At 53.4% G+C, this 26,196-nt stretch carries 16 protein-coding genes; 11 read left to right on the top strand and 5 right to left on the bottom strand.

Annotated elements, in window-relative coordinates:
* Nucleotides 1-375 precede the first annotated feature (375 nt).
* The 5 genes from RBB82_RS23190 (at nt 376) to RBB82_RS23210 (ending at nt 11,117) form a co-directional block, all read left to right on the top strand.
* Complete coding sequence (locus RBB82_RS23190; RefSeq protein WP_433975487.1) at nt 376-3,813, top strand: FG-GAP-like repeat-containing protein; 3,438 nt, start codon at nt 376-378, stop codon at nt 3,811-3,813.
* 1,733 nt (nt 3,814-5,546) lie between these two features.
* Nucleotides 5,547-7,205: a hypothetical protein gene (locus RBB82_RS23195; protein WP_433975488.1), complete on the top strand. Its 1,659-nt coding sequence runs from the start codon at nt 5,547-5,549 to the stop codon at nt 7,203-7,205.
* Nucleotides 7,202-7,942, top strand: a complete 741-nt coding sequence (locus RBB82_RS23200; RefSeq protein WP_433975489.1) for a hypothetical protein — start codon at nt 7,202-7,204, stop codon at nt 7,940-7,942. Before RBB82_RS23195 ends, RBB82_RS23200 begins: the two co-directional genes overlap by 4 nt.
* A gap of 1 nt (nt 7,943) precedes the next feature.
* Nucleotides 7,944-10,229, top strand: a complete 2,286-nt coding sequence (locus RBB82_RS23205; RefSeq protein WP_433975490.1) for a tyrosine-type recombinase/integrase — start codon at nt 7,944-7,946, stop codon at nt 10,227-10,229.
* A gap of 66 nt (nt 10,230-10,295) precedes the next feature.
* The gene (locus RBB82_RS23210) at nt 10,296-11,117 is read left to right on the top strand and encodes a hypothetical protein (RefSeq protein ID WP_433975491.1); all 822 of its coding nucleotides are present in this window, start codon (nt 10,296-10,298) and stop codon (nt 11,115-11,117) included.
* 578 nt (nt 11,118-11,695) lie between these two features.
* On the opposite strand, the gene RBB82_RS23215 is transcribed toward RBB82_RS23210, so the two are convergent.
* Both RBB82_RS23215 and RBB82_RS23220 read right to left on the bottom strand, forming a co-directional pair.
* Entirely contained in the window at nt 11,696-14,749 is a 3,054-nt protein-coding gene (locus tag RBB82_RS23215) for an alpha-1,6-glucosidase domain-containing protein (protein ID WP_433975492.1), read from the bottom strand.
* A 950-nt stretch (nt 14,750-15,699) separates the two neighbouring features.
* Nucleotides 15,700-15,873 carry a hypothetical protein gene (locus RBB82_RS23220; protein ID WP_433975493.1) on the bottom strand — a complete coding sequence of 58 codons (174 nt, stop codon included), beginning with the start codon at nt 15,871-15,873 and terminating at the stop codon, nt 15,700-15,702.
* A 1,060-nt stretch (nt 15,874-16,933) separates the two neighbouring features.
* On the opposite strand from RBB82_RS23220, the gene RBB82_RS23225 reads away from it, so the two are divergent.
* Nucleotides 16,934-18,283 carry a glycoside hydrolase family 6 protein gene (locus tag RBB82_RS23225; protein WP_433975494.1) on the top strand — a complete coding sequence of 450 codons (1,350 nt, stop codon included), beginning with the start codon at nt 16,934-16,936 and terminating at the stop codon, nt 18,281-18,283.
* Nucleotides 18,284-18,708: 425 nt separating this feature from the next.
* On the opposite strand, the gene RBB82_RS23230 is transcribed toward RBB82_RS23225, so the two are convergent.
* Entirely contained in the window at nt 18,709-18,912 is a 204-nt protein-coding gene (locus RBB82_RS23230; protein WP_433975495.1) for a hypothetical protein, read from the bottom strand.
* Nucleotides 18,913-19,725: 813 nt separating this feature from the next.
* Between RBB82_RS23230 and RBB82_RS23235 the strand changes: the two genes are divergently transcribed.
* The 4 genes from RBB82_RS23235 (at nt 19,726) to RBB82_RS23250 (ending at nt 23,462) form a co-directional block, all read left to right on the top strand.
* The gene (locus RBB82_RS23235) at nt 19,726-20,085 is read left to right on the top strand and encodes a hypothetical protein (protein ID WP_433975496.1); all 360 of its coding nucleotides are present in this window, start codon (nt 19,726-19,728) and stop codon (nt 20,083-20,085) included.
* 250 nt (nt 20,086-20,335) lie between these two features.
* A complete protein-coding gene (locus RBB82_RS23240) occupies nt 20,336-21,556 on the top strand; it encodes an AMP-binding protein (RefSeq protein ID WP_433975497.1) in 1,221 nt (406 codons plus the stop codon).
* A gap of 276 nt (nt 21,557-21,832) precedes the next feature.
* On the top strand, nt 21,833-22,198 hold the full coding sequence (locus tag RBB82_RS23245) for a PAS domain-containing protein (protein ID WP_433975498.1): 366 nt from the start codon (nt 21,833-21,835) through the stop codon (nt 22,196-22,198).
* Nucleotides 22,185-23,462, top strand: a complete 1,278-nt coding sequence (locus RBB82_RS23250) for a sensor domain-containing diguanylate cyclase (protein ID WP_433975499.1) — start codon at nt 22,185-22,187, stop codon at nt 23,460-23,462. Before RBB82_RS23245 ends, RBB82_RS23250 begins: the two co-directional genes overlap by 14 nt.
* 226 nt (nt 23,463-23,688) lie before the next feature.
* Here RBB82_RS23250 and RBB82_RS23255 read toward each other — a convergent pair whose 3' ends face one another.
* The gene (locus tag RBB82_RS23255) at nt 23,689-24,060 is read right to left on the bottom strand and encodes a DoxX family protein (protein ID WP_433975500.1); all 372 of its coding nucleotides are present in this window, start codon (nt 24,058-24,060) and stop codon (nt 23,689-23,691) included.
* A gap of 44 nt (nt 24,061-24,104) precedes the next feature.
* Between RBB82_RS23255 and RBB82_RS23260 the strand changes: the two genes are divergently transcribed.
* Nucleotides 24,105-24,464, top strand: a complete 360-nt coding sequence (locus RBB82_RS23260) for a DoxX family protein (protein ID WP_433975501.1) — start codon at nt 24,105-24,107, stop codon at nt 24,462-24,464.
* 54 nt (nt 24,465-24,518) lie between these two features.
* Here RBB82_RS23260 and RBB82_RS23265 read toward each other — a convergent pair whose 3' ends face one another.
* Nucleotides 24,519-26,048, bottom strand: coding sequence for a replication initiator protein A (locus RBB82_RS23265; RefSeq protein WP_433975502.1), 1,530 nt, complete (start codon nt 26,046-26,048; stop codon nt 24,519-24,521).
* Nucleotides 26,049-26,196 lie beyond the last annotated feature (148 nt).

Genomic DNA, 26,196 nt, shown 5'->3' on the forward strand with positions numbered 1-26,196 from the left:
TAACGTGAGAGCAGGCTCATCCTAAAATCAGCAGCTTGCGGTGGAACCGTGTCCCCATAAGCTGCAATCTCTTCTTGCGTGGCCCCCATTAAAGCGCAACTGCTTTGATCATTAGCGGCTTTTCGTCCTGTCCTCCACCGGCCTGAGATTCGCACAGGCACAGCTGCCCCATTCCATACCAGCGGCTCTGCATTTTTTCAATAAAGCGTCGCCACATCTTGACATTGCCGGATAGACATCTTGTACTTGAAATCACACACATATGTATCTTGCTCATAATCAACCGCTAAGCCTCGCCGGCGAATAGAGCATGCAGCAAAAAAACACTCGCTTCCAACCTCTACCACCGCCTCATTATTGAAGGACTGTGCCACAATGTCTGCGAACTACTGCCTCAAGGCCCCCCTCGGAGTCCGATCACTCCTTGCCCTCCTGATCGCAATACTCATATCCTCCCCCGCACGCGCTCAAAATCAGCCTCTCTTCCCGGTCACTCCACTCTTCGACATAGGCGACCAACAGGTTCTCGCAACTGGCGACTTCAACGGAGACGGACAACCTGACCTGATCACCATCCTGCCCAACAACCAAAACTCCACGCTGATAACCCTCCTGAATCAGGGCAACACCAATCCGCCGCTGGCCGTAACAGCCGCACTAAACTTCGCCCCGTTCAGTCTCATCGCTGTTGATATCAACAATGATAAGAAGCTAGACCTTGTCGGCAACGTCGCCAGCGGAACTGCAGTCTTGATCGGCAACGGAGACGGCACCTTCCAACCGCCTGTCGTATATCCAATCGTTGGACCTGGAAATATCACGGCCGTAGACCTTAACGGCGATGGCTATCTCGACCTGGCCTTTATCACCGCAAAGACCCTACTCTCATTCCAAGTAGAGGTTCTACTTAATCAAGGCAGCAGCGCTCCAGGTATCTTTTCCCCGTCGGCCTCTTATCCGCTATCCATCACCTACGCGACGTTAAATTCAACAGTAACCATCGGGTCAGGAGACTTCAACGGCGACGGCAAGCAGGATATCTTTGTTGGAGGCACTAACACCGCTGTCTTTTACGGAAACGGCGACGGAACCCTCCAGACGCAACAGTCGCCACCCGTTCCCGCCAGCCTCCCCGGGGGCGCCTACTTTGTAGCCGCAGATCTCAACCAAGACGGCGTCTCCGATATTGCTTATCTGGCCTTCGCCGCACCCAACTCCACGCTGCTCTCACTACAGGTCATGCTTGGCCACTCCAATGGTATTTTCACCGTCGGATCGAACCTTCCCTTGGGTTTTACCGGCCCCTATCAGCTGGGTTTAGTCACAGCTGGAACAACTGGCGGAAACGTCAACCTCGCCTTCATCAATCAGACAACCACAATCCTGCGAGGTGACGGTAACGGGAACTTCTCTCAAGGATCGTCCTATCCATTCAGTGGAACTCTGTTTCCTATTCCCGGAAAGAATGGGAACACTGACTTTGCCCTTGAACTATCCAACCAGGTCATTGACGCGGACCAGATACAAAATCAGATCACTCGTCTTGTTTCAAACGGCGACGGAACATTTCAAGGAATACCTACACTTCCCGTCGGATCGTCCAGCTTCGCCGCATCAGATTTCAACAACGACGGTCTCACCGATGTGCTCACCCTAGACGCACGAAACAACCTGGTTACCGCAATCGGGCGAGGCAATGGAACCTTCACTGTGACCAGCCATACCACCGGCGCCGCAGCCAAAGTTATCGTCACTGCGGATTTCAATGCCGACGGAGATCAGGACGCCGCCATCATAACTCCTGGAGACGGGTCTCTCTACCCCGCTAAGCCCGTAGTAGATTCCACGCTCATCTTCTACAAAGGGAATGGCGACGGAACCTTCCAGCCTTCAGCCTCCCCTGTCGATCTGCAGGTTGTCGGAGCCATCAGCGCAGTCTCCGGAGATTTCAACGGCGACGGAAAGATTGATGTCGTCGCCGCCTACTCCAACGGCTATGACGATCCCACCTCAAGCTACGGTATTGTTTTCCTTCCCGGAAAAGGCGATGGAACCTTCGGCACTCCCGTTGCTCTTCCGTCACACAATCCCACGTCTGTCGAATCTTTGATACTAGCGGCCGACCTCAATAACGACCACAAGCTCGATATCCTATGGAACGGCCTCGTCTATCTCGGGAATGGGGACGGAACCTTCCAACTCAGTACGGTCACTTTGCCCGCCCCCGCATTGGCGGTAGGCGATCTCAACGGAGATGGCATTCCCGATGCCGTTACCGGTGGCTTCAACGTAGGTGCGAGTGTATACGCTGGCAACGGTGATGGAACCTTCCAGAACTCCCCCTTCTATACCGCAACGCTGCCAACTTTCGCACAGATGGGCGTGGCTACCATCACCGACGTCAATGCTGACAGTCACCCTGATCTGCTCTTGCAATATAACGTCTTAATCGACGATCAACTGTCAAGGACGAGCCTCACTCCATTTTTGGGTGATGGCAAAGGAAACTTTACCGCTGACAGTAATACCTACTACGCTGGCAATCCAAGCGGGATAATCGGAGAAGCCGATGGCGGGACAGAAACGCCTTCAAACGTTGTTCTCGCACGATTGAACAATCAAGTGTCACCACAGTCGAAAACAGCCGCCTTGGACTACCTTACCTGGACAAGCGGCGGCGCAACCGCGCTCCTCAATCAAACCAACCCCGCGCCAACAGCGCCGTCCCTGTTCCCCTCAAAGACAGCGCTCGCTGTCTCCGCAAACAACGCAGCCCCAACGCAACAACTGACTTTCACCGCCACCGTTACAGGCGTCATCTCGCCAAGCGGCAGCGTCTCCTTCACCTCAGGCAGCACACCCCTCGGCACGGCCTCCATCACGAACGGCGTGGCCACCCTGTCAATCTCATTCCCAGCCACGGGCACATACGCTGTCACCGCGAGTTACGCCGGTGACACGAACAACCAGCCAAGCTCCTCAAGTCCAGTCTCCGTTACGGTAGCTCCGGTGGCCTCCAAGACAACACTCACGGCCTCCGCCAATAGCGCCAATCCAAATCAGCAACTCACCTTCACCGCAGCCGTCACGGGATCGAACCCAACCGGGAACGTGACCTTCACCTCCGGCAACACAACCTTGGGCACGGCCTCTCTAACCAACGGCACCGCCTCACTACCCTTCGCCTTCACCGTCGCCGGCAGCTTCACCGTCACAGCGAACTACGCAGGCGATGCGGCCAACCTCGCCAGCGCCTCAAGCGCACTTACCGTTACAGTCGCAGCACCAGACTTCACACTCTCCGCCTCACCGGCCGCAGCAACCATTGCGGCCGGTCAATCGGCAATGACGACCTTCTCCGTCGCGCCACTCGGCGGTTACAGCGGAACCGTGACGTTCTCCTGCGGAACCCTGCCACTCGGAGCGGCCTGCACCTTCGCCCCTGCCTCAGTGACCCCGGCCAGCGGAGCAACCGCTACAACCACTCTCACGATTACAACAACCGCACCAACGACCGCCCTTTTACCCAGACTCACCCTGCCGCTTCATGGAATCGCCTTTGCCAGCCTTGTCCTTCTGGTCTTTTCCCCACATCGGCTGCGCAAGTTCAGTCGTCGTCTGATGCGTGCGAGTCTTCTAACCGTCCTCCTCGCCGCGGGTTTACTCTCACTCGTCGGGTGCTCTTCTTCACCCAAAAACCCGACGACTACAAATCCTGGAACTCCGGCCGGACTTCAAACCATAACCGTAACCGCCGCCGATTCGGCAGGCAAACTCTCGCACACCGCCACCTTCCAGGTGACAGTTCAGTGAAACCTCCAACCACGAGCCCACTGCCCATCAATCTAGTAGCAAAGTTACATTCAAAATCATTGCTGAATAAAAACGGAGAGACGTTTGATCATCAGGACGTTTCTCCACGGATTTCAGCTTAGTATCGAAAAACGCGCCCCATTGAAGTAATCTGCCGCCTGAACTATGCAGGTGCGTTAGCAGAGTATATTGAACCGCCTCTTAAGATGATTCCGTATAGTGATGGCCCCTTCTTGATCGAAGGGGCCATTACGGTTCTCGCTCTGGATTATGGATCCACCAATTTCAACTTATGGGGGCACCGATTTCGCTTTATGGAGTTCAAATTTCATCTTATGGGGTAACCCACAGATGATCCTCCGTGAATATGCAAGTACTTATGAATTTATTCACTTGTTCTACTTCGAGGCCAGTGGCACCCTGAGATTGTTCCTCTCTGGTTTTAGTGGAAGTTGCGATGAATGGCTTCGGCCTCGAGTAAAGACCTTGGAATCCTGGTAATGCAGAGACACAGTCGCAATGTCTATAGAGCCTGTTCGCCGTGCGAGCGTTAGCAAGATCGGCAATCGGCGCGACAAACGTTCGGCTGCCTCGATGAGTCCAAGCAAGCCAACGATTCGCTAGGCGATATCGGCTGCTTCACGGCGTCGAGCCGTTTCTGCGGTCGTGCAGATGCGACTCTACTGCAGTTGCAGTAAAGTCGCACATTGAATCAGACTCTCTCGGGGCATGCGTGTCCTCCTATTTCGAAAGGGACTAGCGAGGAGTTGGAAGGGGAATGGAGAGTTCCTCCCGGGGCGACGACAGAGGCAACTGGCGACGAAGGTGACCAAGATGCCAGACGTCTGGCTGAGCTGGACACGCGTAGACGCGTAGTGAATCACGATCGTGCTGCCTTTCCCAAACCTCATCGGCCCATTCCCTACTGGGCCAGGAACGTTTGGGAAAACCGTTGCGCATGCGGCAGGACGGGCATGGAGGCGTGAGCGCGGACCAGCGCCTGCAAATAGAGATAAACTGCTCTTCTCTGGACCGGACACGCCAAGCGACCGGCGGAGCGTTGTTGGTAGGTGGCTTTGGAACAATGGGGCTTGGGAGAACGGCGACTGCATTCGCAATCGAGCCCGCCTGTTTGATGAGATGTCGTCCCGTCCTTCGAGCGAGCTTTCGGCGCTCGGGATCGAGTGCGTTGTATTGTGTTTGTAAAACTGCTGCCCATTGCGTATAGCTGCTGGCAAAAGGGACAAGTGGAATGCCGATACTGTTCAGATAGAGCGCAAGTCTCTGTGCTTTTCGTTTGCCTTTTGTCAAGATTGCTCCTAGGGAAAGGTCCTCCGCAGAGGTGTGAGAATGCGGCAGGGTCGGAATGCAGGGACAGTCCGCCCTCGTTTGTGGAAAGGATTCTTTGGAGCGCTTCAGGAAAAAAGGCTGAGGTCTAGTTCGTAGATCGTCTGCGAATATGAGGAGGGCTGTCGTAAGAGATCTCATTTGACGGCCGCCATTAAGTCCCAACGGGGACAACAATCTTCACTGCTCATAGGGCTCGCCTAACCTCAATCGAAGACGCCACCGTTACTGAAGACGTGTTCGCCCTCATCAGTGGATGCGGGCCTGCGAATCGTCACGTGCATTCAAGATTTTTGGCGAAGAACCGATGAAAGTATCAGATGACTGGCTCTTCCTCACACCTTCCGGCACCTTGCGTAAGCCCCCACTATCAGCAGGTGCGGGCGATGGCCAAGAAGGGGGGCGTAGAAGAGGACTTTCGCTGGTTATGCGCTCTGCTGGAAGCACCCTCCGACCTGCGCTGCCTCCTTTTGGTCGCAGGTAATTTGAAGAATGCGATTGCCTCGGTACCGAAAAACTGGGCCCTTACCGAAAATTTTGACCCGCTGAGAATAGCTGCTGGCTGGGTGGTTGCAAACTCAAACAGACTTTCCGCCGTGATTGCTGAGGAGAGGCCCCCCCTTGTGGGGGTCTATCCGCTCTATGCCATGATGTGTCACGAGTATCAGATCCATCTATATCTAGGCATCTACAATCTGTTGCGGCTACAAGTCCTCAGCGCGCGCGAGCGGGAGTTGAAGAAGATATTTGAGAGCAGCCATCGGTCATATATAGATAAGTACGAATCGTTTGAACTCAACACGGATAAGAAACGCATCGAAGCCAAATTGCGGTTTCCGCATCATGTTGCGTGGGCTGTTCGCATGCTCGGAACAGAGTCTGGCGTATCCCTTCTGGATTTTCTGGAACCGCCACAGATTCCAACAGCTTTTGCCGCCGGCATTGGAAAAAAGATCGTCGCCAAAGGAGGGATTCCTGTGGGCGAGCACTTCAGTGCGTGGGCGAGCACCATCATGAATTATTGCGCGGGGAAATCATCTTCGCGCAAATTCGCGCCTCGCAAGGCTCGCGAGAAGCATTCGGCGTCAAGCGGTTTCAGTTTCGGCTACATCGAATACAGTCCAACACTGTCTGGTATGTACTTAGGGTCATTCGATCCGAACGACCCTAACCTGAACGAGCCCCAACAGGAAGTACAGATGGTGCGGTCCGGCCATGCAGATGAGCTGGAAGATGAAGACGAACATCGCGATGAGAGCGCGATACCAGTAACTATTGCCATACATCCTTCAGCGGATCGAAGAGGCGTTCGTCCAGGCGAGATGGCCCGCGTACGTGCCAGTGTCGCGAGGCTTGAAATTGACCGTGAGAGCTTGCCGTGGTCGGCAAGCCAGCTTAGGGTGGCAGAGATTTCTTCAACGCTTCTGAGTGCGTTGAAAAATATAACTTCGAGCTCAATTGAGGAATATGAGACAGCGACGCTGGTTGCCGTCTGCCTTGAAACAGGCCGCCCGCTTGAGCAACTTCTCAATCTTCCATTTGGCGAGGACCCCAACGGAAGTTTTTCTCTACTCTATCGTCCAGGAACAGCTCGTCGAGTGCAATGGTGCTGGAGGGCTATCAAGCCGGAGTACAAAAAAGAGTTGCCGTTTGTCGATAATAAGGAAGCATCGCTAACGCATTTCATCGTCAACCCTATCACCAATACAACTGAAATGCTCCTCACTCGGATGTTCGAAACGCGCGAGAAAGGTGACAACTATCTCTTCACAAATTCGGAAGACGAATATCGCGGGAGAACTAATTCCTGGTTGAAAAGCCTAGACCCAACCGGGCGTATTACTATCGCAAAGCTGTCCAAGCTCCAATGGTCTATCCTGTTGCAACTCACTGGCAATGATTACTCCGAAGTGAGCATGGTTCTAGGGTATCTTCATCCTCGCGCCCGAGTTCCTCTCTACTACTCTCTGATGACGGTTGTGGACGCCCAGAGACTGTTTAAGGATGCCACCCGTGTTCTCTGGGGAGAGGAGATTTGCGCTTGACGGAACCGAACATTTCCATGGAGCCTTCCTGGAGCGGGCGTCAGGCCTTCATCGGATGTCGCGCATTCCCAACCCTCGACTGTGTACGGCAGGCCATAACCATCACAGGAGACTCTTTCCGAGCCTTCGTGGAAAGATCGCCGGACCGTTTTGATCACTGGAATCTGGCAGTCCTCCACGTCATTTGGCACCAGCAGTTTGCAATCGGCGCTCGCAGTAGTAAACAGCTATACATCGAGTCTTCTGCTTTCAACACGAAATCGGGTCTCGCGCGCCTCTCTGACAAAGACAACAAGAACGGTTACAAGTCCCGGCTGGTATGGATGCCTCCCGCACTTGTGTGGCAGATGAGCGAACTCGACCAGGCACGCTACATTATTGACCGCCGCGGGGTTGGCCGTCCACGCCATCTGCCATTTGGTGAAATCACATTCGACTCTGACAGGGGTCCTTGCGAAAGCATCACTCGGAAAGGGATTAGCCGTCTCAGCAAGGAATTTTTCCCATTTCCTGCCAACACCCCCCGCCGGGTAATGCGTTACCTGCTCAAGAACCGAGGGCTGTCTCCCGAGTACGTCGATGTCTTCATGGGCCACTGGAGGGAACGGCGCGAACCCTGGGGCAAATGGTCGAGTCTCGATTACAGCGACTACCTGGCGTGTCTGCGTCATCTTGTCCCGGAGATCCTGTCGGACCTGGGCTTTGGCACCAGGCCCGACCGCAACGGAGCAGGGTAACGTGTCGAAGACGAAATTGAACAAAATCATTTGGGACCCGAACGCGCTTCATATCACCGACAAGCAGTTACCGGCTTTCGAGCGATTGAAGCAGATCCTCCTGAAATCCAAGCTCCCGGCCGCCAAGCTGCTTTGCGAGGGGAAAGATGCTAAGTGGACTCCGCAGGACCTCTCGGATATTGAGGCTGAGCTAAACACAAGAATCAGTACGATGCTGAACTCAGAGACGGAATGCAGCTTGGAAGTTGACGCCCAGGAACGTTTGGCGGACGAGTTGAAGAATACCTCTGATTGCTTCGCAAAGGTTGTGGATCGGATCGTCAGCGAAGTCGGTTATGAAGCGCCCAGGCCTCGCTATATTTCCCGAATCCTCCTGGAAACAAATCCTTTCAAAGACGATCTGTCCGATGCAGAACGGACATTCGTTGTACTTAAGCAGGTAATCAGCAAAAGCAGGGAGATTCAGCCCAGCAAACCGAACGATATGATTGCGCTGGCACTTCTGTCAGCCATCGCCCAGTTCCAACTTCTGCATATGGATCTTCAGGTCGCATGGTTCGAGGCTCTTGCGGACACAAGTAATGACATTCTGGCTTTCAAAAACCAGATTGAGTGCATTGAGTTGCAGGTGCAATGGGGAAATCAACCAAACGCCGAACGCAGACTCTACATCCCCGACCGCAATACTCGACGCTTGATCGCGAAAATCAAGGACGCGGATCTTAGGGACATCCTAGAAGGCATCAGGAAAAATCATCATCAATCGCTGTCGCGTTCGAATACAGCCAAGAAGACCATCCGGAACAGGGCGAGTATCTACAAATTCCTTCAGAGAACAGTGGATGAATATATTGCGGCCAGGCCCCTCAGGGGTGGAAGGTTCAAATTGTCTGACGCAACCAGGGCGGCCCGGGCGCTGGTGTATTTGCATGTGCCAGCAGCAGTCGCCGCTTATCGCAGACGAACGACCATTTCGCATGCGCCACGAATGGCTGTGCTGCGGAGGATCTCGTCTGGAGTCCCGGTCACCGGCGACACAACGCGTCCCATAATTCCCAAGGATTCAGAAGAGGCGCTTCAACCTATTGATGTGGCCAATAAGGAATCATCCGAGCTTAAGCCTCAATGGTACATCGAGATGCTCAGAGCTTTTGAATGCGGGAAGAAGACCCAAGCGGGCGCGAAACTTGCCCAAATTGGCGGCCGTTATGGATCCATGGGATCGCTCGTGGCCGAATTCGCCCAGCATCTATTGAAGACACACGAGATCAGCACTGCAAGCAGGTTCAGTCTGTTAATCGGTAGACGCCTGGGATGCAGGCAGGAGAACCAGACGGAGTTTGACCCAGCCGATGTAAGCGTTTCCGAGCTTGAATCGTTGTATGAGGAGATTCTCGAGGAGGACTGGGATGATGTCACACCGGATACGCAGGAGGAGGAAATCCGCCGTGATAAGAGGATGACCGTTCTGGCTATCCTGAAGTTCCATGAATTCCTGGCTGCAGTCTATAAAGTGGGCAAGCTCGATGAGTTGAAGGACCGACTGACCCCCAATGGGCTGCTACCGGTCGATGCGAATTTCATCACCATTGACGAATACCGACGCGTGCTGAGTTACATCGACGCAGACACAAATCTGAATGATCCTTACATGCGGAAAGCGCTCCAGCTCTTCGTCTCACTCTGCTTCTGGGGCGGGCTTCGCAGGGACGAAGCACTCGGCCTCCGCGTCAGCGATCTGGATGCTGCCGGCCACCTGCATATACGGCCTTATGCGAAGCGAAAACTGAAAACAAGCAACGCCACTCGCTCCCTTCCGGTGGCGACATTCCTGCCGAAGGAGCTCTTCGAAGAACTCGCGCAATGGGCGAAGGAGCGCGAATACGCTCCGAGGAGCAGCGCGATAGCCCTGTTCTTTTCTCGGCAGGATGACGCCTCTGTGTTCCTGTCTCCTAAAGCGGTCTACTCCAAGATCATAACGAGCATGCGCGATTCCCTTGGCGACCAGTCGCTGAAGATTCATCACCTGAGGCATAGCTTTGCCACCTTGCTGGCGGCGAAGCTCCTGCCGCACATGCAAACATTTCCCTCCAGGCTGTTTGCTCGCCACCCCGAAACTCTTGAATGGCTCAAGGATCGAGAGGCGTTTCGTAGCAAGCTGTTCCTAACGGATCAGATGCGAGGTGCGGACCTTCAAGGGATTGCTCACCTGCTCGGGCACGGAAGTCCGGGAACCAGCGTTGAACATTACATCCATTGCTTCGACTGGTGTCTGTCTACAGAATAGACGCAACGGGCCGAAATAACAGATGAGGTGTCGCAAATTCGGTTCCGGAGAGGTGAATCTGACAAGGTGCAATCCGATAAACAAATGAGTATGTTCGGCGAGGATCAACCGGCCCGCTCGCCTGGAAGACGAAAGAAATCTCAACCACCAAGAGATTGGGCCGACGACACGCGGTCATTGCTGGAGAGGCACTTCAGGTATGACGCATCGGTCGACGTCGTCGTCAGGGAGCTCAATCTAACGCTTCCCGCGGTGGCATCCAGAATTGCGGAAACCCGGCGACTGAGTAACCTCAGAATCTTCAGGGATTTCGAGCAGGGAGGTTTCCAGAGTAGTAAGTACGTACCTGCTTTCAAGCATAAGTCATCGGCGGAAATGGCCCGCGCGATTGCCAATGGGCTGGCCAAACTCGCTCCGGAAGAACCGGCTTTATTTGAGCATGCAATTCGTTTCTACGCTGGAAGTGTGGAGGCTTCCCACAAGATTATGCTCGGTGTGCGCGATTGGACGAAGCACAATGCAGGTGAGCCATGCGAAAGAATTGAGGGGGTTCGGAACATCATCCGCCTCGTAGAGAGGCTCAATATCGCAAACCTTAAGGTGCAGTATTTTGGTTATCTGTGCGATGAAAAAAGGCCGAATCTTGTCAGGAGATTGAAAGAATTAGGAGCCGGGCGCGGCACAGTGGAATACATCAAGCCACCCAATCCCAAAAGTAAAAGCAATTCCGATCAGTTGGGAATCGGTATTGGCAGTCTCGCAATGCGTTGCGGTCAGGAACAATTTCATTCTTCATATGCGTTTCGGATCGTCATGGCTCTCGCGCTAATCCGCAAGATTTGGCTGACGCCCGAAGAGGAAATTCTAGATTTTCAGGAACATCGATGACAGACATAGACGCGCCAATGCCTGCGTGAAAGTTGCAATGCGTGCCGCCTCGTGTGATTTCACTTACGGAAACTTCCCGATATGTCCGCGGAAATTAGGACAGATTTCTCACCGGCAGATGCCGTAATTGTTTCAATTCATTCTTGATTTCCCGGTCGAGTCCCGGCCGCTTGCACAGATTCAACAGAATCAAATTCGCTTGAATCTCATCGAAATCTTCCATAATTTTGTCATTTTTGCTCTCCAGGAGTGCCTTACCAACCTAGCGACAAAGCGAAAGATTTTAGTAATTTTTTGAATAAATGTATATAAATGAATATCTTGCGTGCCTCACATTGCGAGAAATTTGTAGGCATATCGACGGGTGAGATTGGCGGAATGCCAGTCCGAATTGAGCAATATGGAGCTGAGTCCCGGGTGGATTGTCGGTTAGTACTTCAGAGCCGACGGCTGCGTTTCCTTGCCGAGCTACGATGAGGGAGATCGAAGGCGTACGCCGGCCCGGGAGGAACGGCAGTATCTTTTGAAATATAAGATCCGTACCTTACGAATATCTCCAGAGGTGGGGATCTGCCGACTCAGTTGCGTTCAGAGACGAACACAGCGGTCGTCAGTTCGGGCACCGTCGCGGCTCCAGTCTTCGAACTGAATGTGGCCTCGCGCGTCGCAGCATCACTTGATTCCTGTTGGACCGGATGGAGATGAAGCTTCAACCCCACGAGTCTGCTATCGGTAAAGGTCGCCAGCGCATTAGTAGCGTTGAAGACCACGACCACGTGTTTGTATTGGCCGTAGTTCCCGACAGTTGCGTCGAGCTTCATCACGATGATTCCCGGCGTCTGATTGGTACCCGTGTTGAGGAAGCTGAGGTTCTGTTGAATCTCCTCGAGCGTGGACATCCGGAAGAGGCCCGAGCTGTAGCGAATCTGCATGAACTCCTGGAAGGCCGCCCCGGATAAAGAGACCTCCTGCGGCTGCGGCGTGTATACGCCGTTGCCCAACAGCGGCTGCATCAACGGCCACTGACTCTGGTTCTGGCTTGCAATCGGTAACCCGATACCCCAGTTCGCCCCGCGGCCGCTCCAGTCAATCTTGTTGAACCAGTCCCCCGAGTCGTAGCTGTTCTGATCCATATCTTTTGAACGGAGCAAATCGTCACCGCCTTGGAAGAACGGCACTCCCTGACCAAGCTCAATCACGCTCAGCGCCATCACCTGCCGTCGTGCCCGTACGGCGCTCGAATCGCTCAGACTCGATTTGATCTGCACCGCATCGAAGATGTCCTGGTTGTCGTGCACCGAGCAGTAGTTCACTGCTTCGATCGGCGATGCCGTATATCCCGCGGGTTGACCGCCATAGTTGACCTGCGCTCCCGTCACCGTCGCGCCGGTGTAGGACGTAAAGGTATAGTTGCGCAGGTTGCCGGCAAGCCCCAGGCGTATCCAATCCTCGTCCTGCAGCAGAGCCGTCAGTTGATCGCTCTGTGCAGTGGTACTCGTTGTGTAGTCACTGGAATCGGTCAGCAGCCCCGTTGAAAAACCCTGGACCCGGAGATCCGCAAACGGGTTGCCTCCGCGATCCCCGTCTCGTATCCGATCATTGAAGGTGCCGACACCGGACCCGTACAGATTCGCTTGGCTCGCATTCGGCCCGATCACGCCATTAGCAGTCTCGCCCGTCGTCCAGCCCTCACCATATAAATAGATTTTCGACCCATCTATACCATCTTTTAACGGCGTCAGTGCTGCCAGCGCCTGCTTGATATGCTGCATGTTGTACGTAAAGTGGAAGCTCATCAGGTCGAATCGGAAGCCGTCGATCTTGTACTGCTTCGCGTTCAGTACCAGCGTGTCGATCATCAGCTTTTCCATCATCCTGTGTTCACTCGCTGTATCAGGGCAGCAAGATCCTGTCTCCAGCGAACCATTCGCATCAAGCCGGTGATAGTAAAGCGGCACCACCTCGTCCAGATTGGAGTTCGGCGCCTCTCCACTGGCGTTCGTATGATTGAAGACCACATCCTGTATCACTCGCAGCCCCGCACGGTGCAACCCCTGCACCATCGTGCGGTACTCAAAGACGCGGTTATCTGGATTGATCGCATAAATCCCCTCCGGGGCCATATAGTGAACCGGATCGTAGCCCCAGTTATAGGCATCACTGGACTGAATCGCGGCGACGACCGCCTGCTGTTGTTGGCCGTCCGGCGGATCTCCCGATAGGTCGCCCGTTGTCTTCCAGGTCGATTTGTCTTCATTCACCGAGGCGAAGTGGAACGACGGAAGAATGTGAACCGCCTTCAGCCCGCTCTCCGCAAGTGCGTGCAGATGACGCATCCCATTCGTATTCTCATCCGCGAACGCGTCGTACGTGCCCCTGTGGGCTGCCGGCACGGTCACATCGCCCACACTGAAGTCGCGAATATGAAGCTCGTAAATGCTGATGTCGTTCAGCGAATTCAACGGCGGCGAGAATGAGAAATCCCATCCCGACGGCTTCGTCGTCGGCGAGTCCAGATCTGTGATGCGGCTCTTTGCACCATTCAATGCAATGTCTATCGAGTACGGATCTGAAGTGACGTTCGTATCCACCGCCTTATCGACGGGGACATACACGTTCACGCTGTACAGGTAATATTCGCCCTTCCAGTCCGGGGTTCCGCGTGCGACCCAGACACCGTTGTGCTCGTGCATGGCTACCGTGGTCTTCGGCGCCGTGTCATTTTCGTGATCGAACAACTGCAGCGAGACGCTCTGCGCGGTAGGCGCCCACAGCTTCAGCTTCACCGCCGCATCGTTGTCGTCGGCCCAATCGAACCACCAGTCATCATCCGCTGCGTGCTTTACCACCACACCGAGCTTTCCCGAGTAGTAATAGAGATCGTCCAAGACACCCGCATCCTGAATGCCCGTCGCATAGGTCAATGCGCCGGACTGGCTGACTGACGAAATCGCGATTTGTCCCTTGAGTGCCTGCTCGATTGTCGCCAGCGGTATACGTGGCGACACCGTCAGCACAGCATAGCTCGTCAGCTGCGGATAACGCGTCAGCTCTTCGTGGGTAAGCGTGCCACCCGGAGTCAGCGGAATCGCCTGCCCTCCCGTCACCCCTGTCGCCGTCAACTGCAGCCCGCCCGTGAGGCTCCAATAGGTCGCATAGGTGTTTCCGCTCTGCAGGTATGCCGGTTGTATTGCCACGCGGGTACGATCCAGCCAGTACGCCTGTTCTTTGAGGAAGTTGCTGTTTAGCTTCTGGGCATCGGTGGGTTCGGATGTATACACAGTCGCATCCCCCGAGATAATCCACCCCTGGCTGTACGTCGTGATCTGAAGATGTTGATCGGGGCCAGGATCCTTCACCTGATTTTCGGCGCAGTTATTGATGATGAAGCCAAGATCGCCCGTCGGAGTTCCCAACGCCGGATTCACTGACACGTCGAAGTACACCCCATACGCATCCGTCCCTGAAACCTGAACCTCGCTGCCGCACCACGAGGCGTTCTCCGTCGACGCATTCCACGTATACAACGCCCACCCTGCATAGTTCCCATCCGGACGGAAGTAGTGGATGCGAACATCGCCGGCGGGAATCGGCGGATCCGACTGTGCACGCAGGGAGGGTAACAAACACATAAGCGCAACTGTAAAGAGCAGCAGGCATTTCGCTATGGATCTTGTGGGCGTAGGTATCGTACGTGTCCAAAGAGGGGAGGCAAAGGGCATCATCGCGAGACTCCTGAAGCTCGAGAATGAACCTGTTACCGCTCAGCCTGTCCTGTTACTGAACGACCCATGCGCGAAAGACGGTCAGACCGAGCGGTTCGGCACGGCAGTCAAGATAGCGGATTGCATACGATAAGCGCAAGCCAATTCACGCTTCGATCATCCCGCACGAACTGCCTCACTGATACGAGTACGCTGCGGGAGGCCAACTTCCAGCGCGCCATTGCCCCCGCATCCTTACAGTAGAGCGGCCTCTCAGGCAAATCTGAGCTGCCTTCCATTTTCTCGCGCACAAGATGAGTGATTTGCCCGGCTGCCACTTCGATCACCGTTGAAATGTTGTCGAGGTGACGTCGGACATTCCATTGTCTTGGTCGTCCCCTCACCACCCTTCTTTGGATGATGCACAGCGGGCCGCACTCACATGGCCGGTGGAATGATCCTCATCGTTGTACTGCATTAAGGGTCCACCTGCCGGGAAGTAGATGTAAATTTCCGATAGGATCTCTACCGCTGCCGATCAATGCGGCGCAGTTTTGTCGTTAGGTGTGAAGTTGAAGATTGGAGGATTACCATCCATGAAGGGAGCCTGAACGTCCGTGCTTCCGAGAGATGAAGCATGTCGTGAGCGTGCCGGAGGTGACGGTAAGCGTTCCGGGCTGAATAAGGTTTGCGGTGAGGTAGATCTTATCGGCGATAGGACCGTTCAGCGTTCCGAGGGCCGGGATGCCGGTGTGGCGTTGTCCGCGACTGACTACGTGCGATAGGTCCAGACGGCGTTCTTGTCTAGATCTGGCTGAGAGCCGGTCTTGTACCAAGGGATGAAGTATGGCAACAACTCCCAGGCCCGCCCTGCATGGCTATGGAAATAACTTAGAGGTCCCGGTTGCGTGGGAAGTCCGCTCTGGACGAGGAAGTTGGCGAACGGAATCCTTGCTAGGATCGTCGATCTGGGTTACATAGGTGCCCTCAATAAAGTCATTCCAGCTGACGATCTCGACCCACTCCGGATGCGTGACATTGATCGCGTTCATCCCAACGATCCCGGTGAGGGCGGCGGCTTTAGTGTATTGATCAGTGCTGGGTCGCTGGTGGGTTACACCGCCACGGTGCGGACGCTAGTTGGTGGGCGTTGGTGGTTGGCGAGCGCTGCAAGGCAGCCCGGTCAGATATGTTCTGGCATTTGTGACTGTTGTTTGAGCAAAGGAACGGGTTTTTGCGGTAGGCAGTGTAGACCACTACAAAAATATGGGAACTTCTGTTCAATGCAGGAGACGATACGGGATCAAATGGCATTTCATTTGAGCAAGCTCGGACAACCCCAGAAGGCAAAGTTTAGGATGTACAACAAAGTGTAACGGTTACCCTTCCCGCCGAGGGTGCATGAACTATGCACTTCGGCGTCGCAAAAAAATAACCGCCATAGTTGCAAAAGGATGCCCTGCTGTGCTCGGAAGATTGAGAGCAACAGGGCTATTGCTGATCTTAGCGATAGTTGTGTGTGTAGTGATGGTGGTGGTGATGATATCGGTGATGGTAGTGATGGGGATGATCCTGGCCCACTCTCACTACAACCTGTGCTGACGCTGAAGATGCAGATGTGCCAAGGAACACAACGACTAAAGCAAGTCCGAATAACCAACTCTTCAAAGCTCTCATGGATACCCCCATAATTCCTTCTTCTTTATATAGATGCTCTTCAGCCGGGTCTTGTTGTGCTTCGTGAAGAAATACGACAAAGCCTTAGGTTGTATGCAATAAACGAATTCTTTTAACCTCCAAACACAGTCACGAGGTAAGAAAAGTTCGGTTGAGGTCAAAAAGAAGCCACCCCTCGGTTAGGAGATCATGAGCTTTGTTGTTGTTGTTGAGCTCTTAGACGTGCCTTACAAGTGAGCAGTGTTGCTACGGGCAAACCGAAATTCACGAGTTGTTCGCTGAATAAGCAGTTGGTAAATGCGATGCGCGTCGTCGATCTGATTGACAAACACGGGCCGGACTCAATAAGTTGTTGCGCGGCGCATTGAGCCTTCCACGCTCGTCGGAAGGTGCCGATCGCATACCCGCTCGTGAACACTACTCAGGAGGCTCCCCATGCATCATCGCTTCATCCGAAGCATCACCATTAGGGCGCTCGCAGCCGCTCTGCTATCGGTTACTTCCGTTGCAATCAAGGTAAACGCGCAAACCCTAACTGACAAAACCCTCCCCACCAATACTCGCTTCTTCGTCCCGCAACCAGCCAGTGGTTCCATTCAACAGGCTGTGGATCTGCTCGAGAAGTTTCAGCTCAAAAACGCTCTGTTGATCGCCGCGATGGAGGCCACCCCGCAGGCGGTGTGGCTTACCGGCAATACCGCTGCCCAAACTGCTTCGACCGTCACCAATACACTGCGCGAGGCTAACTTCCAGCGCGCCATTCCGCTCTTCGTTCTTTACAACATTCCCGGCCGCGACTGCGGCAGCTACTCCGCCGGCGGCGCCGAGAACACCACCGACTACGAGACCTGGGTCGACGCGATTGCCGGCGCCATCGGCAACCAGAAGGTCGTCATCATGCTCGAGCCCGACGCCATCGCCGACCTTCCCAGTGACTGCGGATACGATCCCACGCAGGTCAACATACCCGAGGCCGTCGCTAGCCGCTACGCCCAGATTAACTACGCCATCACCCGACTTGAGCAGCAGCCCAAAACCAGCGTCTATATAGATGCTGGCAACAGCCATTGGCAGGCCGTTCCCGTTATCACTCAGCGCTTGATTACGGCCGGTGTTCAACAGGCCCAGGGTTTCTTCTCCAACGTCTCGAACTTCAACCTCTCCACCTATGAATCCAAATTCGACACGTGGGTCTCCGCTTGCATGGCCTTCGGCATGAACCCTGCCGACGGTGGCTGGCGCCTCGGCAACTACTCCTACTGCGCCAGCCAGTACTACTCTCCGCTTGGCACCGTGAACCCCAACGACATCACCACCTGGGTGTACACCGACGAGTGGTTTCAGCAAAATATGGGCAGCGCAGTCCCCACCACTCACTTCGTCATCGATACCAGCCGCAACGGACAGGGCCCCTTCAACGCAGCTAGCTACGCCAACCCGCCCTACAACCAACCCGCATCCGTCATTACGACCCTCAGCAACGGAGGCTGGTGTAACCCGCCCGCCCGCGGTCTCGGCACTCCTCCGACGGCGAAGACCGGCGTTGCGCTGCTAGACGCTTACCTGTGGGTCAAAACCCCTGGCCAATCTGATGGCACCTGCGACTCTGCGGGTGGTGCACGCGCCTGGGACTATAGCGTCTACGATCCAGCCAGCTGGCCCACCACCGCTGCTCAGCAGGCTACCTTCGATCCGCTCTGGAGACTCTACGATCCAGCAGCAGGCGCATGGTTCCCACAGCAGGCGCTCGATCTTGTCCAACGCGCCAATCCTCCGCTCCATTAACCAGCGTATTTCCCCGTTCAGCACAAGGCCGCTACTTATTCAAGTAGCGGCTTTCGTATTTCTGCACTTCTACACAATCGGGCAATCTTGGGCCTTTAATACTCACAGCTGACGCAACTGTATACACGGGTTCGCCACCCGGTAGAGCAGAGATGTAGCATCCATAGTACTCGGTGATCTTCAGATCACGTGCCTCTAGCAGAGCGCGGGATGCGGAGTGGTCCGTCGGACCGAAATCGTGAGGCACCGCAAAGAGCACGAACGCCGGAGCATGGATGGTAGGGAAACTCTCCTAGCCGGAGAGCACGGCATAGAGATAGGGGGAGGACCTGGCCTTGGAGCCGGAACAGAAGGCGGCGGCGGCAATAGCGGCAGGTACTCCACGATCACTTTTTCTACAAGCCTGAGTTGTTCCAGAATTTCATTCAAGGTGCCGGGAACATCGCCGGGGATTTTGCCTGGCATAGGGTGTCACGGCCATAGAGATCCATGCACATCTTGTGCACATATCCAAGTCCCCTCAACGCCTTCTGCAGGTAGCTGTCCTCCAGTTTTCTTACTGAGCCGTTTTCACCGCTGGCCATGCACTGTGCGTAAGGCTTGTTGTAAGCGTAATTAGCGAAGCTCATCGTTACTTCGGCGATTTTGTATCCATGTTCGCGCGAAAGTGTCGTGCACCTAGCTTCTTTTCGGCCGTGTCCTCTTTGGACAAATTCGGAAAGCGCAACCAGTGAAAGTTCGCTGTTTCCAGTTCTTCTTTCAAAGTGGCTTCGTTCTTAGTTCCTCTTCTTTCCACCTGTTTAGACTTGGGCTGCACAAAGGAGAGGACGCAGCATTCTATTTACGCAATTTTTTTTTCGCGTTGTCGCATTTGAAGCAGATCCAGACCTAATTGCGTCTTGCAGGAGAAGACTCAAGGAATTTGTCGATAATGGGTAGTTAATAGTTGTTTGAAAGGGCGATACTAGGCCTCGATCTAATAAAATCTGGCCAACAAACAGTTCCGTTCTACAAAAATCGTGATGTTCTGCCTGGGGACGTTTCTTACGACTGGGCAGAGCATAATGCGCGGCTCTGGAATGTCGAGTAGCGTTAGGGTAAATGGAAGTCCAGGCATGATATCCTCCGCCAATACCGTTTTATTCGCTTAGGCGACTGTGACATTGCTCCATCTTTCCCAGGCACAGAAAAGCGGTTGACGACTCTTGTGCGACCACAGTTCAAAATTCATCCACCATTACCGCGACGTAAGAGGCCGACGGGAATTCGAGGCTTACCACATAGAACCCCTCCAGAGCAATTCTAGACGGGCGATATCTCAACGGGGTCTGTAATAGCAGGAGTATTGCTTCACTGTTGGCGATGAAAATGTGGAACCTACACCAGGATGATTTTCTTCAAGTAGATGAGATTAAGAAAACTATGCTGATGCTGAGGAGACCATGACTAACGAACTACTGGGAGCTATTGATAAACGTATCTCACATTTACTGGAAGCGCGAGCATTGCTCGCCGACTTCGTAAAGACCGAGAAGCTTAGTAAATACCGAGGACGCCGGAATTATTTCGGAAATTTGGAGAAAAAAGCGATTACACACACTTTCACGCCGACGATGAGCGAGAAAGTTGACACGGGGCTTGTTGTGGCACGAAAGGTGAGACGAACTTCGGCCATTAGGCCTGCCAAGCCGGCGTCCACGAAGTTGGCTTCCGTGACGATAACAAGAACAATCAAGTCTGAATCGAAGCCAAAGCGAAGCAAGAAGAAAGCCAGGCGAGGCAAAGAAGGCCTCGAGCCGTAATGACGCCTGAAACCGAAACTGCGGTAGGCTCCTAAAATCAGCGTCTGGTATCCGATTCTTGTCACATGGAGCGGTATGACTGCGTGCGGATGCAGATAGATGTTTACGCGCCGAGCGAGGGAGCGCCGGGCGCCTAGGCTAGTTAGAACGTCGTAGCTGCGTATCGCACAAATTTGATCGTGCCGATATGAAATATGGTCAAAGCGTAAAGTATCTTCACGCTGACACATGATCTAGAGCACTTCCGGATATGACATCGCCTTTTCTATCTCGCCATGCATTAACCCGAGTTCTTCAGAGCCTGCTCGAAACAGAGCTCAAAGCTGCTAGGGGACGTGCCTCCCGCGACGAAGAATTCCCGCATCACTTGTCAGGGGCATGGCCTGAAGATGTAAAGATTGCCGGAGACGGTTCACATTCACTCGGCTGTGACTCACTCGAAGTTATAGGGCTCGCGGCGGCTATGAATGAGATGTTTCACCTGTCCGAAGCGAACATCGACATCGAGGTTTCCTCCGCTACGACGTTTGGGGATTGGCTAGACATTATCGAGGGTGCGTGGCAGGCAGGCGTGGTCCACATCACGTTCCGGACGTCCGGCTCGACCGGCGCACCGAAACGATGTACACACGAATTTACACACCTGCAAGTTGAGGTTTGTCATCTTACTGAAATGTTTGCGACCCAGACGCGCGCCGTCGCTCTGGCGCTGCCTCATCACATCTATGGGTTTATCTTTACCGCGATGCTGCCAGACCAACTCGGCATTGACGTCTTATCTGACAAGCGTATGCGCCAAGCGGGGTCAGATCACTGGCCGCGGCGTGGGGACTTGGTCGTTTCCATTCCGGAGCATTGGCAATTTCTAAACCGGACACTGTCGAAGTGGCCTGAAGGCGTTAGTGGCGTGGTCTCAACGGCTCCTTGTTCGCGTTGGCTAATCGATTCGCTTATGGAAAGAGGCTTACACAGGATGACGGAGATCTACGGCTCGACGGAAACGTCCGGAGTAGGTACTCGTGCATGGCCTGAAGAAACCTATCGATTAATGCCGCACTGGCAACCTGTGACCACAAGCGATTGGTGGAAGACTAACCTCATCCATAATTCGGGGATGCGGGTTCAGCTTATGGATGGTATTCAATTTTGCGATGACGGCAGCTTCTATCTCGCTGGACGTCTGGATGGATCGGTGCAGGTGGGCGGGACGAACGTCTATCCCGCGCGAATAGCCGCCTTGTTGGTTTCTCGTCCCGGCGTTGCGGACGCCGCAGTGCGTTTGATGCGAACCGACGAGGGTATGCGGCTAAAAGCTTTTATCGTTCCAAATTCAGAGTTACCTCAAGACCTCCTGCGCCGAGAACTGGAGTTCTGGATTGAGACACATTTGACTACCGCCGAACGCCCGAAGAAATTTACCTTCGGTTTGGCAAAGCCAATAGATCCCCTCACCGGTGAGTTAGACTGGTAGGCTCTCGTACCCGTCTACGCTGGTACAGCAATCTGGTGACTATTTCGCCGAGGCTGCTATCAGGTCAATAGCACCGGCAACAGCTTTGAGCAAACTCGCCCGTCGTGGTGTTCTCTGTAGCAACGTCACCGATAAACGAAATCGCATACGCTTTGGCGAAAGAAAAAGAATACTATTAGGCCCAACGTAGCTCCGCTGGACGAAGCTTATAGCTTTTTCGTCGGGTGCTAAAGCCCTTATGAGAACAGTCGTAACGCACAACGCGAGGGAAAGAATATGGACTGCAACTTCAGAGATACAGCCCTGCTTAATCAGTTGGAGGCGGCGGACGATATAGAACTGGATACGCTGCCCTTCGGAGTCGTGGCGATGTCGGAAGACGGCACAGTTACGAGCTATAACGCGGCAGAAAGCCGATTGTCAGGCCTGACGAAGGCAACCGTCCTTGGGAGGAATTTTTTTTTCTCTGTGGCGCCCTGTACAAACAATTTCATGGTGGCACATCGATTCGAAACCGAACCGACGATTGACTCTGTTATAGATTATGTCTTCACACTGGGTATGAGACCTACTGCGGTGAGGCTGAGACTACTGAAGCAGCCCACTCGGCACCGAATGTATCTCGCCGTTGAACTCAGGTAATTTCTCCACCTCCAGCGTGATGCCCGCTATGGAAGACCTTCTTCAGTTTCTTTATCTGATGCCCGTCGGCGTCGTAAAATTTAGCGCCGATGGAGCAGTCGACATGATGAACCCAGTTGCGTCAGCGCTATTGGCGTCCATCACGACAGCCGACACACTTCTAGATATTTACTCGGCTCTCGCACCCATCGCGCCCGATCTTCGCCAGCGGGTGGCACGGTTCTCCGGGCCGGCCGGAACCATCGTGGAACAGCAGTGGCTTAGAGCGCTCGCAGGCGAGCAGGAATTGGTGCTTTCGCTCACAGTTAACCAAATTAAACACAACGTTTATATGGCTGTACTAACAGATGTCAGTAGGCTCTCGAAACAGGAGGAGAAGTTATACGTTGATCGGAAGAAATTCTTCGCAATCTTTGACAACGTACGAGATTATGCAATTTATACGATCACGATGGACGGCTTAATCGAAGAATGGAACCAATCCGTACAACGGTATGCCGGCTGGCTCGCCGCCGATGTGGAGGGTCGCAGCATGAGTTTGTTACACCCTCCGGACGACCCTGATAGGCCTCGAATCGACCTATTGCTGGCTGAGGCACAGCGCATCGGATCCACAGAGATAGAAGGTTGGGTGCTAAAGCGCGATGGATCCCGCCTTTGGGCAAACTCCGTCGTCACCGCACTACCGGACGAGTCCGGAACCGTGCGTGGTTTCGTAGTGGTCTCGCGCGATATTACCGAGCGTAAGGGGCTGGAAGACAAAATGAAGTTGCTCGCGACGGTCGATTCGCTCACTGGCGCCTACAACCGCCGAAAAGGTGACACGCTCCTCATAGCGGAGGCCAGTCGACACGCGCGTAATGGGCGTCCGTTCGCGGTGTTGATGCTGGACATCGACCATTTCAAAGCAATCAATGACGGGTTCGGACACACCGCCGGAGATTCAGTGTTGTGTGCATTCGTACGAATCTGCAAAAACACGCTGAGATCCATAGACATGGTGGTGCGTTGGGGGGGCGAGGAGTTTCTGTTGGTACTACCCGACACCGACGCGTCTGAGGCCATGTCCACCGCCGAGCGGGTGCGCGCCGCAGCATCGGACATGGAGGTGGCCTCCCCTGAAGGCTCACCCATCCGCTTCACAATCAGCATCGGCGTCGCCGTATCGACAGGCGATAGTCCTAGCGACTTGTTGAGCCGCTCCGACTCAGCACTGTATGCGGCAAAAACGGGCGGACGTAACAGGGTGATACTGGCGTCCTAAGCGTTCACTGCAGTTAGTAAGCAGAAAATGAACGCCTGCCGCCGAAGCCTAACCGTCTGCTGCAGGCCGTATTGTCCTTCGCTACTAACCGGCAAGCGACTTTTCAAACTGCGATTTTATGGCTGGACTTGTAAGACGAATCTACGAGCACGTTGGCTCTAGGGGTGGCGCGACCTATCCCAATTGAGCTCGGTACCGGCGGGTAGCTCAAACGAATGAATATGCGTCAACTAAATGAACCGAAACAGACGCTGATACTGAGGATTAGCATGATAAGTGCCGGTAGGAACTTTTTTAGGGGGTCTCGAACCTTAAAGTGCATGGTCAGCGCGCCCAACATTAGTATGCAGATCAGAAAGGCTGCCGGAAACACTAAGATGTGAAGCCATAGTCCCGCGATCAAGCAAAGCGCCGCTCCTACCTTCAGAGCCCCGATCACATAAGTAAACCAAACTGAAAAACCATAATACGCGAATTCTTCTCGCATCGAGTGAGAACCACCTCCGCGATAGAGGGTGCTCTGGTGAAAACGGACTAACCAGACATTCAACAGGCCGAAGGCCACTATGACCTGAATAATGGGAATTAGTGCTTTCATTTTTCCGACCTCATCTGGGTAGTGCGCTGGTGGAGGTGTTCCGAGTGTATAACGTAGAAGCAGGAATGCACTCCATCCCAGAAATAGCTCAAGACATCTCGGCCGCTCTTTTCGCCTGGTATGGCATGAGCTGTTTCTTATCAGAAAAGACGACTACCGAATTTGACCGCTACCGTCTCGCCCGTTTTCGAATACTCACTGGCCTGTTACAAGTTGCCGGAAGCCTAGGGCTGGTCATGGGTCACTTCTTTCGTCCTATCTTGCTGTTGTCAGCCGGGGGGCTCACAACAATGATGTTTCTTGCGTTGATCACACGCATCAAAATTCGCGATCCTTGGTACGCCGCAATCCCTGCATTTCTACTCTTTGCTCTGAACTTTTTTATCGTTGTGGCCGCTCTTTGAGTTGGGGAGGTCGATGCGAAGAGCCTTCTTCAAGCTTTCTGAGAATATTGTTTCCTAGAACAGTCTTATTTGGCTGTTTTCAGAACGCCATTCGTCAAAGGAAGGAAGTACCAGGGTATCGCGAACATCTTTGTTAATGATCTGCATCGCTAAATTCATTCGTTGCGTTGCGGGAGCTTTCATAAAATATGGATCAGTACGCCTACTCTTTACAATCTCTTTTAACTTTTCCAGTAGCTTCTCCCCAGGATATTGGATGACAACTGCTTCCTTCCTCTTCGCATCGACCCAACTTTGATAGGTGTTTTGGAGGTCCTGTATTGCTTCTTGCTTGGCCCGGTCTCTTTCCGATGCCTGACGTAACGCTTCTCTGCGGCGACTGCTGATGAAACCTGCCGGCACTGTTACACCGTTTTCTAAGGACCAGATGATCAATCCCGATGGATTATCTACACGGCTGCGCTTCCCTGCACTCGTTTCACTTTCGAAGTGCTCCACTGTGTCGGTAACAGTATCAGGACCAAACCGATCGACAAGCTGCCGAGCCTTTGCGACTGCGATTCCGTGCTTCATCAGGAGCTTTGTGGAATCGTCCTCTTCAGCATTTGGTACCGTCGGTTCATCAAGCGATACAGTATTCAGTTCGCGTTGTTCTGGCCGTGAGTTGTGAAGCACTCGAAGCAACTCCGCACCAGGCATAAGAACGATTTTGTATCCGTTCTTACTGGTCATTGGCAGCACATCCCATTTCGAAATGTACTTGATCTTCACAAGTTCATTAAGTGCGAGGCCCATCGTTGACTTTATCTTCGAGAGATGTGGGTAGGCCTGCACATTCAGTAGATTGCATAGTTCCGCATAATCCTTCTCTACTTGCCTTCCCTGACTCGCATGGAACCAGAGGTGCAGGTTTCCAAAAATCCCCTTTGCTGTTGGGCGAGTGAGCTGTTTGTAGGCATTGAAATCCTCTGGAATTACATAGCGTTGGTTCAGATTCTCTATAAGCCAATCTTCAAGAGTGACTTCGTAATGTTCCTGTTTTTCGGTACCGTTTAGATTGCTGCTCCCGGTCCGCTTGAAAGCGCGAAATACGTGTAGTACTTCGTCTGAATAAACCTTTTTTGCGGCGCGGTATACAACTTGTTCTGAAGTAATCGTAGTATCGGTCATACGCTTACCCCAACGAACTATTTCTTCGTAGATTTCGCCGTTCCTTGAAAGTCCCAATTCTTGAATCATTCGATAGCCGCTAAATCTAATCGGATTGCTAATCTGACCAGTCTTGGCTCGTTCTTCACTGATGATTTTGAGCAAAGCTATGAATTTGTCCCGGTCAGTGGTTGAAGGCAATCCCAACTGTTCAGATCCCCGAAATTCAGCTGCAACTTTGACCTTGTGTCCGTTCCGAAAAACGATTTGCTCAATCCGTCGAGACGTCCGATTCTTGTCTCGCGCATCATTAGCACCGAAAAACCCGATCTGGAGGAGATTTTTTTCGAATCTCACTAGATCAACATCAACAGCAATAGGCATCAGCGAGGATGGCCTATTATCGAGTTTTTGGGTAATGTTTTTTCGCGTCATGTGGTTTGCTGCCTTATGTTTGTTGATTGCTTTAATAAATGCAAGAACTATAAAGACAGCTAAGTACTATAGACTCCGGTAAGTGGTTGATAACAAATTATTTACTTGGCTATCTTTGCCAATGCACCTCTCTATCTTTGCCAGCAAA

Origin of the sequence: Tunturiibacter lichenicola (assembly GCF_051013355.1) — a bacterium.
GTDB lineage: Bacteria > Acidobacteriota > Terriglobia > Terriglobales > Acidobacteriaceae > Edaphobacter > Edaphobacter lichenicola_F.

Excerpts from the sequence above, each read along its gene's own strand:
- RBB82_RS23195 (WP_433975488.1), top strand. The coding sequence starts at position 5,547 with ATGGCCAAGAAGGGGGGCGTAGAAGAGGACTTTCGCTGGTTATGCGCT.
- RBB82_RS23265 (WP_433975502.1), bottom strand. The coding sequence starts at position 26,048 with ATGACGCGAAAAAACATTACCCAAAAACTCGATAATAGGCCATCCTCG.
- RBB82_RS23215 (WP_433975492.1), bottom strand. The coding sequence starts at position 14,749 with ATGTGTTTGTTACCCTCCCTGCGTGCACAGTCGGATCCGCCGATTCCC.
- RBB82_RS23235 (WP_433975496.1), top strand. The coding sequence starts at position 19,726 with ATGACTAACGAACTACTGGGAGCTATTGATAAACGTATCTCACATTTA.
- RBB82_RS23220 (WP_433975493.1), bottom strand. The coding sequence starts at position 15,873 with ATGAACGCGATCAATGTCACGCATCCGGAGTGGGTCGAGATCGTCAGC.
- RBB82_RS23240 (WP_433975497.1), top strand. The coding sequence starts at position 20,336 with ATGACATCGCCTTTTCTATCTCGCCATGCATTAACCCGAGTTCTTCAG.
- RBB82_RS23225 (WP_433975494.1), top strand. The coding sequence starts at position 16,934 with ATGCATCATCGCTTCATCCGAAGCATCACCATTAGGGCGCTCGCAGCC.
- RBB82_RS23255 (WP_433975500.1), bottom strand. The coding sequence starts at position 24,060 with ATGAAAGCACTAATTCCCATTATTCAGGTCATAGTGGCCTTCGGCCTG.
- RBB82_RS23230 (WP_433975495.1), bottom strand. The coding sequence starts at position 18,912 with ATGAGCTTCGCTAATTACGCTTACAACAAGCCTTACGCACAGTGCATG.
- RBB82_RS23190 (WP_433975487.1), top strand. The coding sequence starts at position 376 with ATGTCTGCGAACTACTGCCTCAAGGCCCCCCTCGGAGTCCGATCACTC.
- RBB82_RS23245 (WP_433975498.1), top strand. The coding sequence starts at position 21,833 with ATGGACTGCAACTTCAGAGATACAGCCCTGCTTAATCAGTTGGAGGCG.